The 14,081-nt window shown below is 53.9% G+C and carries 19 protein-coding genes; 11 read left to right on the top strand and 8 right to left on the bottom strand.

From position 1 onward, the window contains the following. The first annotated feature begins 99 nt into the window (after nucleotides 1-99). The 8 genes from gmtZ (at nucleotide 100) to MLC70_RS17330 (ending at nucleotide 6,504) form a co-directional block, all read left to right on the top strand. Entirely contained in the window at nucleotides 100-2,730 is a 2,631-nt protein-coding gene (gene gmtZ, locus MLC70_RS17295; RefSeq protein WP_248185610.1) for a gamma-mobile-trio integrase GmtZ, read from the top strand. Between the two features lie 8 nt (nucleotides 2,731-2,738). Beyond that, nucleotides 2,739-3,344 carry a gamma-mobile-trio protein GmtX gene (gene gmtX, locus MLC70_RS17300; protein WP_248185611.1) on the top strand — a complete coding sequence of 202 codons (606 nt, stop codon included), beginning with the start codon at nucleotides 2,739-2,741 and terminating at the stop codon, nucleotides 3,342-3,344. Nucleotides 3,345-3,350: 6 nt separating this feature from the next. Continuing rightward, nucleotides 3,351-3,830 (top strand): transcription elongation factor GreB, encoded by a 480-nt coding sequence (greB, locus tag MLC70_RS17305; protein ID WP_248185612.1) that lies wholly within the window; start codon nucleotides 3,351-3,353, stop codon nucleotides 3,828-3,830. Nucleotides 3,831-4,197: 367 nt separating this feature from the next. Then, nucleotides 4,198-4,818, top strand: coding sequence for a 3'-5' exonuclease (locus MLC70_RS17310; RefSeq protein ID WP_248185613.1), 621 nt, complete (start codon nucleotides 4,198-4,200; stop codon nucleotides 4,816-4,818). Nucleotides 4,819-4,859: 41 nt separating this feature from the next. Next, nucleotides 4,860-5,492, top strand: coding sequence for a metallophosphatase domain-containing protein (locus tag MLC70_RS17315; protein ID WP_248185614.1), 633 nt, complete (start codon nucleotides 4,860-4,862; stop codon nucleotides 5,490-5,492). Between the two features lie 20 nt (nucleotides 5,493-5,512). Further along, on the top strand, nucleotides 5,513-5,758 hold the full coding sequence (locus tag MLC70_RS17320) for a hypothetical protein (protein ID WP_248185615.1): 246 nt from the start codon (nucleotides 5,513-5,515) through the stop codon (nucleotides 5,756-5,758). A 28-nt stretch (nucleotides 5,759-5,786) separates the two neighbouring features. Continuing rightward, nucleotides 5,787-6,008, top strand: a complete 222-nt coding sequence (locus MLC70_RS17325; protein ID WP_248185617.1) for an MbcA/ParS/Xre antitoxin family protein — start codon at nucleotides 5,787-5,789, stop codon at nucleotides 6,006-6,008. 28 nt (nucleotides 6,009-6,036) lie between these two features. Next, complete coding sequence (locus tag MLC70_RS17330) at nucleotides 6,037-6,504, top strand: nucleotidyltransferase domain-containing protein (protein ID WP_248185619.1); 468 nt, start codon at nucleotides 6,037-6,039, stop codon at nucleotides 6,502-6,504. On the opposite strand, the gene MLC70_RS17335 is transcribed toward MLC70_RS17330, so the two are convergent. Genes MLC70_RS17335 through MLC70_RS17345 form a run of 3 tightly spaced genes read right to left on the bottom strand, consistent with a single transcriptional unit; the run spans nucleotide 6,505 to nucleotide 7,417 of the window. Then, nucleotides 6,505-6,747 carry a hypothetical protein gene (locus MLC70_RS17335; protein WP_248185620.1) on the bottom strand — a complete coding sequence of 81 codons (243 nt, stop codon included), beginning with the start codon at nucleotides 6,745-6,747 and terminating at the stop codon, nucleotides 6,505-6,507. After that, nucleotides 6,744-7,175, bottom strand: coding sequence for a hypothetical protein (locus tag MLC70_RS17340; RefSeq protein WP_248185622.1), 432 nt, complete (start codon nucleotides 7,173-7,175; stop codon nucleotides 6,744-6,746). Before MLC70_RS17340 ends, MLC70_RS17335 begins: the two co-directional genes overlap by 4 nt. Continuing rightward, nucleotides 7,172-7,417 (bottom strand): AbrB/MazE/SpoVT family DNA-binding domain-containing protein, encoded by a 246-nt coding sequence (locus tag MLC70_RS17345; protein ID WP_248185624.1) that lies wholly within the window; start codon nucleotides 7,415-7,417, stop codon nucleotides 7,172-7,174. Before MLC70_RS17345 ends, MLC70_RS17340 begins: the two co-directional genes overlap by 4 nt. A 285-nt stretch (nucleotides 7,418-7,702) precedes the next feature. Between MLC70_RS17345 and MLC70_RS17350 the strand changes: the two genes are divergently transcribed. After that, nucleotides 7,703-7,885 (top strand): hypothetical protein, encoded by a 183-nt coding sequence (locus MLC70_RS17350; RefSeq protein WP_248185626.1) that lies wholly within the window; start codon nucleotides 7,703-7,705, stop codon nucleotides 7,883-7,885. A 309-nt stretch (nucleotides 7,886-8,194) separates the two neighbouring features. Here the strand turns inward: MLC70_RS17350 and MLC70_RS17355 are convergent, their stop codons facing one another. The 5 genes from MLC70_RS17355 to MLC70_RS17375 all read right to left on the bottom strand — a co-directional run bounded on the left by MLC70_RS17355 (nucleotide 8,195) and on the right by MLC70_RS17375 (nucleotide 12,728). Next, entirely contained in the window at nucleotides 8,195-8,464 is a 270-nt protein-coding gene (locus MLC70_RS17355; RefSeq protein WP_248185627.1) for a GmrSD restriction endonuclease domain-containing protein, read from the bottom strand. 215 nt (nucleotides 8,465-8,679) lie between these two features. Continuing rightward, nucleotides 8,680-9,375 carry a hypothetical protein gene (locus MLC70_RS17360; RefSeq protein ID WP_248185629.1) on the bottom strand — a complete coding sequence of 232 codons (696 nt, stop codon included), beginning with the start codon at nucleotides 9,373-9,375 and terminating at the stop codon, nucleotides 8,680-8,682. Nucleotides 9,376-9,390: 15 nt separating this feature from the next. Further along, nucleotides 9,391-10,125 carry a HupE/UreJ family protein gene (locus MLC70_RS17365; protein WP_248185630.1) on the bottom strand — a complete coding sequence of 245 codons (735 nt, stop codon included), beginning with the start codon at nucleotides 10,123-10,125 and terminating at the stop codon, nucleotides 9,391-9,393. A gap of 595 nt (nucleotides 10,126-10,720) precedes the next feature. Beyond that, nucleotides 10,721-12,076 carry an ATP-binding protein gene (locus MLC70_RS17370; RefSeq protein ID WP_248185631.1) on the bottom strand — a complete coding sequence of 452 codons (1,356 nt, stop codon included), beginning with the start codon at nucleotides 12,074-12,076 and terminating at the stop codon, nucleotides 10,721-10,723. Continuing rightward, nucleotides 12,063-12,728: a response regulator transcription factor gene (locus tag MLC70_RS17375; protein ID WP_248185633.1), complete on the bottom strand. Its 666-nt coding sequence runs from the start codon at nucleotides 12,726-12,728 to the stop codon at nucleotides 12,063-12,065. The genes MLC70_RS17370 and MLC70_RS17375 overlap by 14 nt, the downstream gene beginning before the upstream one ends. Before the next feature lie 204 nt (nucleotides 12,729-12,932). On the opposite strand from MLC70_RS17375, the gene MLC70_RS17380 reads away from it, so the two are divergent. After that, on the top strand, nucleotides 12,933-13,460 hold the full coding sequence (locus MLC70_RS17380; RefSeq protein WP_058092401.1) for a cupredoxin domain-containing protein: 528 nt from the start codon (nucleotides 12,933-12,935) through the stop codon (nucleotides 13,458-13,460). Between the two features lie 87 nt (nucleotides 13,461-13,547). Beyond that, nucleotides 13,548-14,081: multicopper oxidase domain-containing protein (locus MLC70_RS17385; RefSeq protein WP_248185635.1), on the top strand; the 534-nt coding region annotated here is incomplete at its 3' end.

Below are 14,081 nucleotides of genomic sequence, written 5' to 3' on the forward strand. Positions count from 1 at the left end.
ACAACGCCATCGACGAGCTATTGCCCCACAACTGGACGCCGGCTACACCTGACAAGGTGTGATGGCCAGACGCTTACGGAGCACGGTATTACGAATACCGTGGAGTACAAAAAGCGATATAAAGATGTGCCAGAGTTGCCAGCACACCCGGAACGGATGTTTAGTAATGAATGGGATAGCTACACGGAATTTTTCGATCTCCCTGAAGAGATCTCTTACCAACAGCTAAAGCGGGAAGTTCAGGCACAAGGTATTAAGAACCAGCGGGAGTACAAGTCGTGGATAAACTCTCTTGATGATGCCCGCTACCCACGCACCCCTCATGAGGTATACAAGGACGAATGGGAGAGCTGGTTCGACTTCTGTGGCAAAGAAAAGCCATTCAAACCCGCTTACATTTCCGCACCGTACCGCCTGTGGGCTGACAAAATCCGGGAATTCATGACACAGGCGCAGGGGGGTGGCTCAAAAGAAACCCACTTGTGCCGCTTCGTTCGCATGTATATAGAAAAGCATGACAAGAGCCTGTCTCCACAAGAGCTACTCACCAAGGAGCGGGTTAACATCAGACCATTTCGAGAAGAGTTGAAACGCCTACCCACAGACAACTACCGCCGTAACATCATCATCGCCATTAACGAATTCCTGGATTACGTTATCAGCAACGACCTGACGGATGAAGATGAAGAAACCGGTGAAATCATTCGGGTGATGGATGCCCGAAACCCATTTGCTTTGCTCGTCGAGGATAAAAGCGTAACCGCACCTACGCGGAGCGAATCCACCAAGCCTTGTCTGCAATACTCCTTCGTCCGCAAAGCCCAGGAATGGATCATTCCGGAAAACGCAAAAACGTTTCAGGATCTCAAACACCTTCAAAAATTCGACACCGACTGGGTAAAAATACCCGCGCATTTGGTTGATCACTCAGATCCGGATTGCGTGGTCCGAAAGCAAGGCCAGCAATTCTACCTCTGGTGTCCCACTGACTGGATTCACACCTTTGCCCTCACCAAGGTGCCTTTGAGAGGCCGTCAGATCGCCTACAACGACTCTGGCGAGGGTGACAGAGAGATTGCCGACTTTGATGACAAAGGCGCTGTAACTTGGGTCAGAAATCCCAGCCCTCTTGCCGGTAGCACCAAGAGACAGTCGTTTATCAAAAAACTTCCTGACGGCAATCTGGGAATGTATGTCACTACAAACAAAACCAGCAACAATGGCGCTGGTTATTCCATTCCATGGATTCCGGAAGACCTCGCCTATTGGTTGGTTCGTCTACGCAAATGGCAACAAAAGTACAACCCGATAGAAAAAGCCACTCCTTGGACTCAATGCGTCCGCACCAATCTGAACGAATTGCAACGCAAGGCCAAAGGCGTCAACTGTTTCTTATTCCGGGCCTTTAACGATGTAGAGCCCAAAAATCCCGGAACGGCGCTCACCATGCGCCTAGCCGCTGCGCTTTACCATATTCAACCATCTAGCCTGAAACTAGCTGAACTCCGGGGAAACGCCTACCGGCTTTCAAGCTACAAGTCCAAATACACTCCACACTCCATGCGCGTGAGCCTGATTACGGCTTACATCATGGACATGGGTATGCCGGTCGAAGTCGTGATGAAAGTGGTTGGGCATTCTTCCATCGTTATGTCGATCTACTACTGCAAAATCACTCAGAGAGACATCCGGCAGCGGTTCGAAGAAGGCGAGAAGCAGGCGCTCAAATCCCAGGCGGAAGCAACCCAAGCGGCCATTGAGCAAAATAACATCGAAGCCGTTAAAAATCAGCTTGTCGGCACCAATAAAGATTTACTGCAATCGCTCAACAACGATGTGCCGGCGGGCAACTATGTTTTCCGCGACTACGGCATCTGCCCCTTTGCCGCCACACGTTGTAGCGACGGCGGTGAAGAGATCGGGGCCACCAAGGTCCATAGCCCTACGCCTTCAGGTTATCTTGGTTTCCAAAATTGCCTGAGATGCCGCCACTTCATCACAGGGCCAGTCTTCCTGGGTGGGTTGCTCTCCATTACCAACGAGATTCTCTTGGAGGCCAACGATCAGTCCGCGATTTGTCAGCAGTTACAGGACAAAATTTCGGCTATTGAAGAGCAGGTCACTGAGTTGGATCGACAGGAATACATCGCCAACCTAAAGCAGCAAACGTTTGACGCCAGCCAAAGAACACCACTGGAATTCAAGCTTCGGAAGCTCGAATCCGAATATGAAAGCGCAGCCAAAAAAATGGATATGCTACTCTGCGACCTGCAATCTGCGTACAAACTCATCCAGCTGTGCCAGTCTGTCGCAAACGCCAGAATCGAGTCTGCGGATTCCAGCGTAGCCCTGATCAAGATGCCGGATTCCGAGATACAGCTCGAAATTGAGGACACCTCCCACTTTCAGCAGCTGCACGAAGTCTGTGAGAACGCCACTATCTACGAGAGCTCCAACCCATCCAGAGCCATCATCCCTCGATCCCAGTTGTTGGATCGAATGGCCAGTTTCAATGAGCTGGCACCACGGCTATTCATGCTGTCCCAAGATGAACAATTAACCGTGGGCAACCAACTGGTCGCTCTATTCAAAGCACGCCTGAAGTCTTGGGAAAGGGTTAATAAATTGATCGATGGTCAACTAAAGCTTTGTGATCTCGTGGGGCCGGAAAAAATTGAGCCCTCCGAAATCGAACTGATTACCAAAGAATCACTACCGAAAGTACAGTAGAGGCAGCCATGAAACCGGAAGAGCTGTTGGAAAAACTTAAAGAGAAGGCCACACCGAGAGCTTCCAGAACACTCGAAGCCATCTATGAGATCTGCAAAGAGCAGGAGCAGCGGGGCCTGGACGATTTCGCCATAGCCACAATCGCCAGGCTCGGTCATAAGCGAGGAGTCCCTAAAGCGCAAAGCATACGCAATAAAACCGGAGAGCCCTATCGAGCGCTTCTCCAGTCTTTTGCAGAGCATCATAAAAGCGACAAACCTCCAATGAATCCGAAGGGTGAGGATGATTGGATAGAGGAAATCGGAAACGCGAAACACAAGCTTCTGGCTCGCATTCAGGCTGCCGAATTGGCGGCTGCCAACAAAAAGCTCCGCGAGTTCGTGCCGCCCGGCACTCGCATCGAAGTCAGAGACTACCAGAATGAGGCAGCTGCGGAGGATCGACCGCTCAGCCCCCTGGAGCGCAGGGCACTGGAATACCTTATATCCGACGAATTCCTTGGCAAGTGGGGCTTCTCGCTCTCAGAATACGGGGAGATAATCGACAGCTCCGGAAACGTCGTTCTGCGACCCGCCACCGTTGACGCAGTCAAGAAAGCACTCACATACTTGTAGAGCACCATGGATACAAACGTAATTACACCGGAAGGCCACACCACTCTTCAAGAAGAGCTCGACCACCTCTGGCGTAGAGAGCGACCGGAAGTCACCAAAAAGGTACAGTGGGCAGCCAGCCTAGGCGATCGCTCAGAGAACGCAGATTACCAGTACAATAAAAAGAGATTGAGAGAGATCGACCGCCGGGTCCGACACCTTAGAAACCGGCTCTCCAAGCTCCGTGTTGTCAAATACAGCCCCGTCCAGGAGGGGAGAGCCTTCTTCGGCGCCTGGGTCACCTTGGTCGATGAAAATGGCGAAAAGCTCAAATTCCGTATCGTCGGCCCTGATGAGATATATGGCCAAAAATACTACGTCTCCGTAAACGCACCCGTGGTCAAAGCTTGCTTGGGGAAAAGCGCGGGGGACGAAATCGTAGTAAGAACACCAGAATCCGATAAAGTTTGGGAAATTGAGCAGATTACCTATGGAAGGCCTGAATAACCGCTGATTTTTGCTTATCTTGGTTTTAGCCGGCGGACAACCGAGGATTCAGACACTATTTTCCCGTTATTTGTGTGTTTCTTGCCCGTTTCCCACCATTTTGGCGGAAAATAGGCGCACTGGCCCTTCGCCAGAATGTATTTTTCACCAATCAGCAGGTTGCTGAATGCGGCCAGCAAGTGCAGCCGGTTGTTGTTCTTGGCTCGGCGGGGGTAGGTACACGCGGAACATTAGCTCTCGCATGAAACTTCCTATCCCACCTGATAGCGGGCTTCGCTATAGTTAACAGGCTGGAATCGGCTTTCTCCGGCAACAGATTCACAATTCTGTTGCCTTTTACTGCCCAAACTATCGCATGAAACTTCCTGTGCCCGAGCAAAACGACGCCCCCATTCTGATCGTGGACCTGGAAGCCACCTGCTGGGAAAACTCCCGTTTGCCTAATGGCGAACGCCAGAGCATCGGGAACATGGAAATCATCGAGTTCGGATGTGCGCTCGCAACCCGAGCAGGCAAGCTTTTGGATAGCCGATCCTTCCTGGTGCGGCCAACCCGGAATCCGGACCTCAGTGCGTTTTGCCGCTCTCTGACCGGTATTAACCAGACAATGGTAGACGCTGCTCCGACATACTCCGAGGCGGTTCGCGCACTGGATGAATGGCTGGGTCAACCTTCCGAATCCCTGATCTGGTGTAGTTGGGGCAACTACGACCGGCATCAAATCCAGGCAGAAAGTGAGGCCCACGATATTGCCCCGAAATTCATGGCCTGGCCGCACCTGAACCTGAAACGGATCTGGCGGCGATCCACCGGCCAGAAGAAAAAGACGGGGCTGGCCAGTGCGCTGGCATTCCACAACCTGGCGTTTGAAGGGCGACCGCATCGCGGCGTGGATGACGCTCGAAATATCGCACGACTGCTACCCTTCATGGACTGGGCGCTGGAGCCCGAACTACTGGCCAGGAAAACCCTCCGTGCCGATTCTTGATTGGTTCAGGAGCAGATGAAGGATTTACGGGGGAGCCCTCGATGAGGCTGGTTTGTCTTTCTGATACCCACGGACTGCATCGCCGCATTGCTGAAGTACCCGAGGGTGATGTGCTGATCCATGCCGGCGACTGTTTGGGGCAAGGCAAGCTGGCCAACGTGGAAGACCTCAATGACTGGCTTGGAACGTTGCCACACCGCTACAAACTCGTGATTGCCGGTAACCATGACCGGGCGTTCCAGGACACACCGGACGCCGCGAGAGCCTGCCTTACCAACGCGGTATATCTCGAAGATAACGGCGTCGAGATTGAAGGCATCCGGTTCTGGGGCTCTCCCTGGACACCCACGTTCCAGGACTGGCATTTCATGCTGGACCGGGGGCAGCCGTTGCGAGAACGGTGGCAGCGAATTCCGGAGGCTACGGATGTTCTGATTACCCATGGACCACCCCGGCGAATCGGCGACGAGATCGCTGTGCGCGGCAAGTGTCAGAATGTGGGGTGTCTGGACCTCCTGGAGCGGGTTGGCCAGTTAAATCTGACGGCCCATGTTTTCGGCCACATTCATGAGGGGTACGGCGTTTACGACAGAGACGGACTCCGGTTTGTGAATGCCAGTATCTGCAATGCCCGGTTTCAGCCGGTTAATCCACCCATTATCCTGGATATCTGAAAATCCGAGGAGTGTGATCGATGACGGTAGCCGAACTGATGGATCTGCTCAGGTACTTACCTCCGGAAACGCGCGTGCTCGTGGAGGGCTACGAAACGGGCTACGATGACATGGTGGAACTCAGGCCTCTGGAAGTATTTCGGTACCGCAATGCCCAGGCATGGGATGGCGAGTACCAGGTGAAGAATGAGCACTCCGGTCAGGAAAGCAAAACGGTATCCGCAGTAGCCATACTCGGGCGCCGGGGCCATTTGAGGCAATCATGAGTGTCTATTGTGGCTGCAGGGCATGCACATGAATGAGAAGGAACACGATGGCCGTGCCGACGCTCGCCGAGCGGCCCGACTCATAGCACAGGCCGAAGCGATTTTTGGCAACGCGGAGAACGCCCAGCGCTGGCTGAGTAAACCCAAGAGACAGTTGAACGGGCTGTCTCCGAACGAAGCCATGCAAGACGAGCAGGGCGCGCAGTTGGTTGATCAGTTACTGAAACAGATCGACAGCGGGTACTTTTAGTCACGGATCCATCTGAATAAGGCAACTTATGGTGAAAAGGAAAACCTACTCCCTGTCTGAACTGGTGGCCCAGTGTGACCGGAATGCACCGATGCCAGAAGCGCTTAGAGACTGGGAGCAGATGGCGCCGGTTGGCTTAGAGCAGGTTGTTATGGGTGATCAGGTGAATATTCGGGAGGCCATTCTGTTGTTTTCGGAGAAACTAGCCGGCCGATACGAAGCTACTCAGTTGATTCTGTTCGGCAGCCGGGCCCGCGGCGATTATCACCCGGAGAGTGATGCTGACGTGGCGGTTATCCTGCGCGGGCAGCCTGAGGACTTCGTGAACGTCAAACTGGCTATGGCTGGCCTCGCGTTTGATGTGCTTATTGAAACCGGCATTTTGATTCAGGCTCTGCCGGTTTGGGAGAGTGAATGGGCTAATCCAACTGGCTACTCCAACCCGGCCCTGCTTCAGAACATCACCCGAGAGGGTGTTGTGCTTTGGAGTGCTTAATTACTGCGCTGGAAACTTCTCATCCAAATGCCGACCCAGTAAAGCAACCATTTCTCTGCCATTGATCGCCCCAGCTCGTTTAAGCGCGACAATCAGATCTTCCGTCTCATCGGTCACCACCTCATCACCAGCCAGCCGTGCAGCGATGACAGCCAACGCATCTTCGGGCGTAGCCTGATACCGTATACCGAGTTGATCGGCCAAGTCTGTGATATAGGACCTGATGCTGGATTGTGTGTTCATCGCTGAATTTCCACCCATGGATCTTCAATGTTAAGCCAGCTCCGCATGGACTTCCCTTGTTTCAGCTGCCCGGACCGCTCCCACTCCCAAATCCATGCAATGATGCGCTTAAAGTCCACCACGTCATCCAGGTCAGACGGCTGCACATTCGGCACGGGCCGGCTGTTCTGCTCAATGTTCCGGTACAGCAGGTCGAAAACCGCCCGCTCGTAGCTGGCACACCGGGACAGGCTTGCCTGAACCCCAGCCAGAGCCAGATAGGCCGACACATCGACGATCTCGCGGTCCCCGAACAGGTGAGAGGTATCCGGGTAGTTCTGGCCGGCGACGGTCCAGTTGTCGGGTGATCCGATACCATGCCAGAACGCCTTGAATCGTCCCGAGTGAGGAATGCACAGGGCCGTGAGGCCCGTGATATAGGCGCTCATTCCTTGCGGCCTTTCCGTGGCTGGTCCCGGCCGTCCATGAAATCCCTAGTCACGCGGTCGTCAGACTCAAACCACTCATCCCAGACCGGATCGGTGGGCCGCTCGTAATGTTTGACGGAGCCTTTGAGCCGTTCCAGTGGCGTCAGTTCCTGCGGAAGCGGTTGCGCCAGCTCGTCGGCGTGGGCCGTGTGAGCATCGAGACCTTCCAGCAGGTCTTTTTCGGTCAGGCGTTTTTTGCTCATAGCGTTTTCTCCCTGGTTCCGAGTCCAAAGGACAAACCAGATTGCCGCGGGGGTCAGTGAGTCGGTGGCCAGTCACCGTCCCGAAACCACCCTTTTTCGGGTGTTAACCGATTATCTCACAGCGGCGATGGTTCATCCGGCCCCCTGAAAGTGTCCCTTTGGTTCATTGGCACCCCCGGATCTGTCCTTTTGGTTCATCGAGTACCCTGAGATTGGCCTTTTGGCTTAATGACGGGCTATCCTGTCTGGTAACGATAAACGCCCCTTCTTCCCGGAGCGATCTTTATGGCCGCACGCAGCAACGTGAAAGCCCCTGAACAGGAACCGGACGATTTCTTTGCGCGCCGGGCCGCGGAAAAAGACGCCGCTCGCATGCGTGACTATCGGGATCCGGATTACGCGAAAGGGATGGAAACGCTCTTCGGGGGTGCGATCAAGCCGCCCCGTCGCGGCCGCAGGCGGTTCTGAAGGTCACCCGGACCAACGGCAACATAATTGTGAAGGTGTTGCCGAACGGCTCCACCAAACTACCCATCCTCGAACCGTTCCGACTCGTGCCGGGTGACGGTGGGTGCCCGGAAGTCGACCGACGAGCAGGCCCCAAAAGTGGCATTTAGGGAGTAAAAAAAGATCCAGGGCATTTCCCGGCCCTCGCGTTTTCGGTTCAGTGTCATCATACGGGGTCACTCACTTGACGGTGTCGCGACTTCAGAGGCAACGGAATTATGAACGCGTTGTCGAACGGTTCCACTCAGCTACCCACGATGAAAGCTATAGTTACCGACATCTCCCGATAAAATCTCGGAGCCACTGTCCTTCCGACGTTGAAGAGGAGAGATCGTACTGCTTCACGAGGCGAGTAAATCTCGCCACGTATTGGCACTGACCGGAAGGTGGCAGCCACTGATCCGGAGCCCGGGCACCTTTGCTTCGGTTCAAGCCTAATTCCACGGGCCACAGGTTGGCGGGATCGTTTGCAAATTTCTCTCTTTTAGCAGGGGGCCATTCCTCCGCCCCGCGATTCCACGCCCACTTTAGTGGTATCACATGTTTTGTTACCTACCACTCTAGAGTCGCCTTGGTCGCAAAGCGAACATTCAGACGCACCTTATTGCGACCACATTCCTAGCCTCCCACGGCGCTCGGTACAAGCTTGGAAGTTAACCCTGCGGATGAGTCCCCAAGCATCATTTAGCTGCTGAAAGACATCCAGCCCCGTGAGCACGCGGGGCTGGATGTTGCTACATTTATCTAATGGTTAATCACAACATCTTCTTCAACTGACCGTAGTCTCCTCCAGTACGCAGTACCAGAGTGATGTCGTTGTCGTTCCGATTTCTGAAGAACCAGCCGTGATTGCCGGTAAAGGCTGCTTCCAACTCGCCCTCGTCTTCAGGCACGCCCCGACCTTTCTCGTAGGAAATTGACTGACCACTTCCATCACCATGGGTATCGAAGTTGATCGGGCCACCCTCTGATACCCAGGAGAATCGGGCTGTAGCGCCTTCCTCCATAGTAAGTTTGAACTCTGTGCCTTCTCCCGGTGTGAGAACCACGCGTACTTCATCCTGCCACTGCGGTTCCACAACTTCAGGTGCAGGCGCAGGTTCTGGCTCGGCAGGTGCAACTTCTGCTTCAGGCGAGGGAGCTGGCTCCTTAACGGCTTCAGCCACGACAGGTTCTTTGACTTCCGGGGCCTCTCGCTCAGTTGAGGATTGAACAGCAACCATCTGAGCAGCTTGGTCAGCAGCAGCCTCTTCGGCGAGCTGCTCCTTGATCTCACCCATTTCAGTGAGGCCCAAAAGGCGACCTGCGCCGGTTGGGTCCAGGGCGTATTCGGCGGGCATGACCACGGTTACAAGCAGAACCAACGCCACAATTGCCGCAATGATGGTTGATCGAACCAGCTTGGCAGTGCTGGGCAGTTCTTCACGGTTGGGAATATCGGTGTTGTACATAAAAAATCTCCAGAATCAGGCGACGAAGTAACCGGTGAGCTGATAGCCAAAGAGCAGAAAACCTGCACTCATCATGGCCACGTTGGCGGTGTAGGCATGGCGGAAAAATCCGTCGGTTTTTCGCCAGAAGCTGATGACAATCAGGATCATGGCCAGGGCGATCAATTGTCCGATTTCCACGCCCACATTGAAGGCGAGGAGGTTCGGAATCAGGCCGTCCTGTGAGATGTCGTATTCGATGATCTTGGTGGACAGACCAAAGCCATGGAAGAACCCGAAAATCAACGTGGCGGCTTTGGTGTTGGGCTGGAAACCAAACCACCGCTGATAGGCACCGATGTTGTCCAGTGCCTTGTAGACGATGGACAGACCGATAATCGCATCAATGATGTAACTATTGATGCCCACGTTGAAGTAAACCCCCAGCAGCATCGTGGTGGAATGCCCCAAGGCAAACAGGCTCACGTAGATCGCGATGTGCTTCATCTGGTAGAGGAAGAAAATGACACCCAGCAGGAACAGCAGGTGGTCATATCCGGTGACCATGTGTTTGGCCCCCAGATAGATGAACGAAATAAGGTTTATCCCGGTAATTTCCTGGATGTACCCCTTGTCACCCTGGGCAACGGCGTGGGCGAGCGCATCGGTGCTCACACTCAGCAAGCTCAGGGTCAGAAATATCCAGAACAGACGGCTGCCGGTGCCCGTTGAGGACGCGCCACGGCATCGGTCAGGCAAATTTGACAACATAAAAACTCCAATCGAATTTGGTTTCTCGGGCCGCCTACGCGGCAAGAATCAAGTGCGAAGGGAGGCTTTTGGAGGGCGTTCAAGCCGATAGCGCAAACTGCGGGGAGAACCTCCGGCTAAGGGTACGGGCTGCCGGAGAACGGTCAGGCTTTGGGAAACAAACGGAACCCTGAGGTGGTCCACGGTCTCGTGGGTATGATTGCCAGCATCATGATGCACTGTTGATGTCTCTGGCTCTCCGTCAAAATCGTGGGTGTGTCCATGCGCACCATGACTGTCCGTTTGGCCGTCAGACTGCGATTCCCAATCGCCTGCCAGCTCAGCCACACCGTGAGAGAAAGACTCGCCAATCACCGACATTGATAGGCCCGCCAATGCAAACAGCATGACGAGTGTCGGAAGCAGTTTTCTCTGGTGGATGGCTGAAATCATAAATCTAACGGGAAGAGTCTGTGGTTGGATTTCATTGAGGACAGAGAATACCACCCCTCCCAAGGGTGATAGGCATTAAACATGGTAAATGATCGCGAACATCGAATACATGAGCGCAAAACTTTGCCCAGCTCTCTGATAGCTTGCATCCCAAATGGGCGGTTCAATGACTGATCACTGATGCTGACTTTGGGAGGTTGACCACCACCGAAAAGCCGCGCTCCGGGATCGTGGGAAAACGCAGTGTTCCACCATAACGCTCGACAATTTCCCGAACAATTGCCAGCCCAAGGCCATGGCCCGGCGTCTGCTCGTCTAGCCGCAATCCCCGTTGACCCAGCTTGCTGATTTCAGCGTCTGCGACGCCGGGGCCATCGTCTATGACACCCATTTGCAGTGTTCCGGAGCGTTGAACGAGTGACAGTTCCACACAGTGATCTGACCATTTGCCGGCGTTGTCCAGAAGATTGCCCATGATTTCATTTAGGTCGTGTTCCTCGATCGGCCAGCGGGCGTCCTCCGGCAGAGAACTCGACAGTTCAAAGGACTTTTCCGGGTATAGCCGCCCCAGCATCCAGAGTAGATCCCGCGCCTGTTTCAGCGGGTAAGCGCTTTTCCCAACCTGTGGTCCTGCAAAGCGACTTCGGCGCATCTCGGCTTCAAGCTGTTTGTCGATGTCATTGAGTCTCGCGGTCATCTGAAGGCGGAGATCGCTGGAAAGCGGACGACTGGTGTCCTCAAGAATCTGCCGGACGGCCGCAATGGGTGTTTTCACGCTGTGAGACAGATTCGCCAGCGCATCCCTTGATCGTTCCAGGCGTTGATCCAGCGAGTCGAGTAATTGGTTGAGCTGTTGAACCAGCGGTCGAAATTCCTCAGGTGCCTGGAGGTGAATCCGGGAAACCTTGCCATCCTGAAGTCGCTTAAGCGTGGCCTTCAGCTCGACGACAGGGCGCATGGACAGATTGATACCGAACCAGATCACAACGACCAACAGCAGAATCAATAAAATAGAGACGATGGCTGTCCACGCGTGCAGCTCTGCCTGGCTGCGTTTCAGTGCGCCGAGATCCTCAGACACGATCACTACAATCGGCGTATCGCCGATCCGGAACGACTTTCGATACGCAAGAATGCTCTTTGGGCCTTCGACCGTATCTCCGTCCTGCACACGAACGGTTCCATCCTTTGCTGATTCAATCAACGACATTAACACCGGTGCCCAGGATTCCGGGGAAATGATCGTTCTGGACGGAGAATGAATGGCGAAGGCGTGGTGAAAGACCTCCTGAAAATAGTCACCGGTCTGGAGACTGTCCAATTGACCGCCAGAATCACGAATCTGGTGCTCCAGGAAGGCGACCTCGTCCTTGAGACGTGTCTCGACGAATTCCCGGGACATCCGGTCCAGTAAGAGGCCGTGAACCAGCCATGCAAGCCCCATTAACGCAATGCCGGCTGGCAGTAGCAATATAAGCAAGGTGCCTTTGACGGATGTGGGCTTGCTAAACAGCGTCATTGAACAGATACCCCTGGCCGCGACGGGTTGAAATGGTGTCGTTGCCAACCAGTTTTCGCAGTCTGCGGATATAGGCTTCGATGACGTTCTCATTCGGGCTGTCGTTCAGGTTGTAAAGCTGTTCCATCAATTGTTCTTTCGAGAACACATGGCCGGGACGGCTCATCAGGCAGCGCAGCAGCCGAAATTCCGTGCCGGTGAGGCTGTGCTCCGTGCCATCCTCGGATTTCAGGCTCTGGCGATTCTCATCCAGTTCGTAGCGTCCGGCTTTGACCATTGAATGAATGCGACCTTCGCTTCGACGCACAATGGCGTTAAGCCGGGCGATGAGTTCTTCGGTCTGAAAGGGCTTTGCAAGGTAGTCATCCGCTCCAGCTTTAAGGCCTTCCACCTTGTCGTGCCAGTCGCCCCTGGCGGTCAGAATAAGCACCGGACAGACGACCTGATGTTTTCGCCACTTCCTTAATACGTCTAATCCATTGCCGTCAGGAAGGCCAAGATCCAGAACGACGGCCCGATAGTCCTCCTGCTCGCCCAGAATCGCGGCTTCTTTGGCGGTGTAGGTCGTATCAACGCTGAACCCTGCCTTTTCAAGCTGACCACGTAATCCTTCAGCCAGCAAACGGTCATCTTCAACGAGCAGTAATCGCATCGGACATTCCTTCTCTGAGCCAAGAAATAGTCTTGGAGTGTCGCCGATCAACCTGAATTCAGCCTGAACGACAAAATAGTTTGGTATTTTTCAGCGAGAATTCAGGTTAATGCGCGATGGTGTGATTCGTATTTTGGCATCGCTCTTTGCTCAGAGCTAACCGACGCCGGGATTTCCGGCCACTTTATCAATGGAGAAGACAAGATGAACGCATCCAAGTTGATTGTTGCAGCCGCTGCCATGTCAATGTCCGCAGCGACCCTCGCCGCCGGTGCTCATGGCGGTGGCCATGGTGCCAGCAGCGGCGAACCGGGTAAAGCCTCGGAGGCCTCTCGCACTATTACAGTGGAAATGTACGACAACTACTACGAACCCGAAGAAATCAGTGTGAAGCCTGGTGAAACCGTTCGCTTCGTGGTGGAGAACAAAGGAAACCTCGTGCATGAGTTCAATGTTGGCACTCCCGACATGCATGAAGCTCATCAAGAGGAAATGATGATGATGGTTGAGCATGGCGTGATCCAGGGCGGCAAGCTCAACCAGGACATGATGAACATGGATATGGGCAATGGCAAAACCATGAAGCATGACGACCCGAACAGCGTGTTGCTGGAGCCCGGCCAAAGCAAAGAAGTGATTTGGAAGTTTTCTGATAAAGGCAATATCGAATTCGCCTGCAACGTGCCAGGCCACTACCAGGCCGGCATGTACGGTGACGTTAACTTTGAGTAAACATGCGTACTGAAAACCCGCGAATGCACGGGTTGGGACTGTTTTCCAGCCCTGCTTCAACGAAGTGCAGTTTGGAGTAAGAAAAAGATGAAAACACGCCTACTGACAGGACTTTTAAGCCTGCTGATGCCAGCCATGGTTATGGCCGGTGAGTACGACCTGACGGTCGACCGGGTAAAAATTGATACTGGCGATTTCGTGAAAGAAGGCATTGGATACAATGGCGCATCTCCGGGACCGGTGATGCGCTTCAAAGAAGGCGAAAACGTAAAGATCAACGTGACCAATAACCTGGACGAGATGACGTCCATTCACTGGCACGGCCTGATCCTTCCTTTTGATCAGGACGGTGTGCCTGGTATCAGCTTTCCAGGCATCAAGCCGGGTGAAACCTTCACCTACGAATTTCCTATTCAGCAGGCAGGCACCTACTGGTTTCACAGCCACTCCGGTTTTCAGGAGCCGGATGGCGCCTACGGTTCCATCGTTATCGAACCCGAGGGACGTGAACCGTTCCGCTACGATCGTGAATACGTGGTGCAGTTGACTGACAAGCACCCCCATTCCGGTGACCGCATCATGCGCAACCTGAAAATGATGCCGGATTACTACAATCGCGAG

Source organism: Marinobacter goseongensis, assembly GCF_023156235.1.
GTDB classification, from domain to species: Bacteria; Pseudomonadota; Gammaproteobacteria; order Pseudomonadales; family Oleiphilaceae; genus Marinobacter; species Marinobacter goseongensis.

Coding starts and splice junctions, on each gene's coding strand:
- MLC70_RS17335 (WP_248185620.1), bottom strand. CDS start 6,747: ATGAACACACAATCCAGCATCAGGTCCTATATCACAGACTTGGCCGAT.
- MLC70_RS17365 (WP_248185630.1), bottom strand. CDS start 10,125: ATGTTGTCAAATTTGCCTGACCGATGCCGTGGCGCGTCCTCAACGGGC.
- MLC70_RS17370 (WP_248185631.1), bottom strand. CDS start 12,076: ATGACGCTGTTTAGCAAGCCCACATCCGTCAAAGGCACCTTGCTTATA.
- gmtX (WP_248185611.1), top strand. CDS start 2,739: ATGAAACCGGAAGAGCTGTTGGAAAAACTTAAAGAGAAGGCCACACCG.
- MLC70_RS17350 (WP_248185626.1), top strand. CDS start 7,703: ATGGCCGCACGCAGCAACGTGAAAGCCCCTGAACAGGAACCGGACGAT.
- MLC70_RS17375 (WP_248185633.1), bottom strand. CDS start 12,728: ATGCGATTACTGCTCGTTGAAGATGACCGTTTGCTGGCTGAAGGATTA.
- MLC70_RS17330 (WP_248185619.1), top strand. CDS start 6,037: ATGGTGAAAAGGAAAACCTACTCCCTGTCTGAACTGGTGGCCCAGTGT.
- MLC70_RS17320 (WP_248185615.1), top strand. CDS start 5,513: ATGACGGTAGCCGAACTGATGGATCTGCTCAGGTACTTACCTCCGGAA.
- MLC70_RS17360 (WP_248185629.1), bottom strand. CDS start 9,375: ATGTACAACACCGATATTCCCAACCGTGAAGAACTGCCCAGCACTGCC.
- MLC70_RS17345 (WP_248185624.1), bottom strand. CDS start 7,417: ATGAGCAAAAAACGCCTGACCGAAAAAGACCTGCTGGAAGGTCTCGAT.
- MLC70_RS17340 (WP_248185622.1), bottom strand. CDS start 7,175: ATGAGCGCCTATATCACGGGCCTCACGGCCCTGTGCATTCCTCACTCG.
- greB (WP_248185612.1), top strand. CDS start 3,351: ATGGATACAAACGTAATTACACCGGAAGGCCACACCACTCTTCAAGAA.
- MLC70_RS17325 (WP_248185617.1), top strand. CDS start 5,787: ATGAATGAGAAGGAACACGATGGCCGTGCCGACGCTCGCCGAGCGGCC.
- MLC70_RS17315 (WP_248185614.1), top strand. CDS start 4,860: ATGAGGCTGGTTTGTCTTTCTGATACCCACGGACTGCATCGCCGCATT.
- MLC70_RS17380 (WP_058092401.1), top strand. CDS start 12,933: ATGAACGCATCCAAGTTGATTGTTGCAGCCGCTGCCATGTCAATGTCC.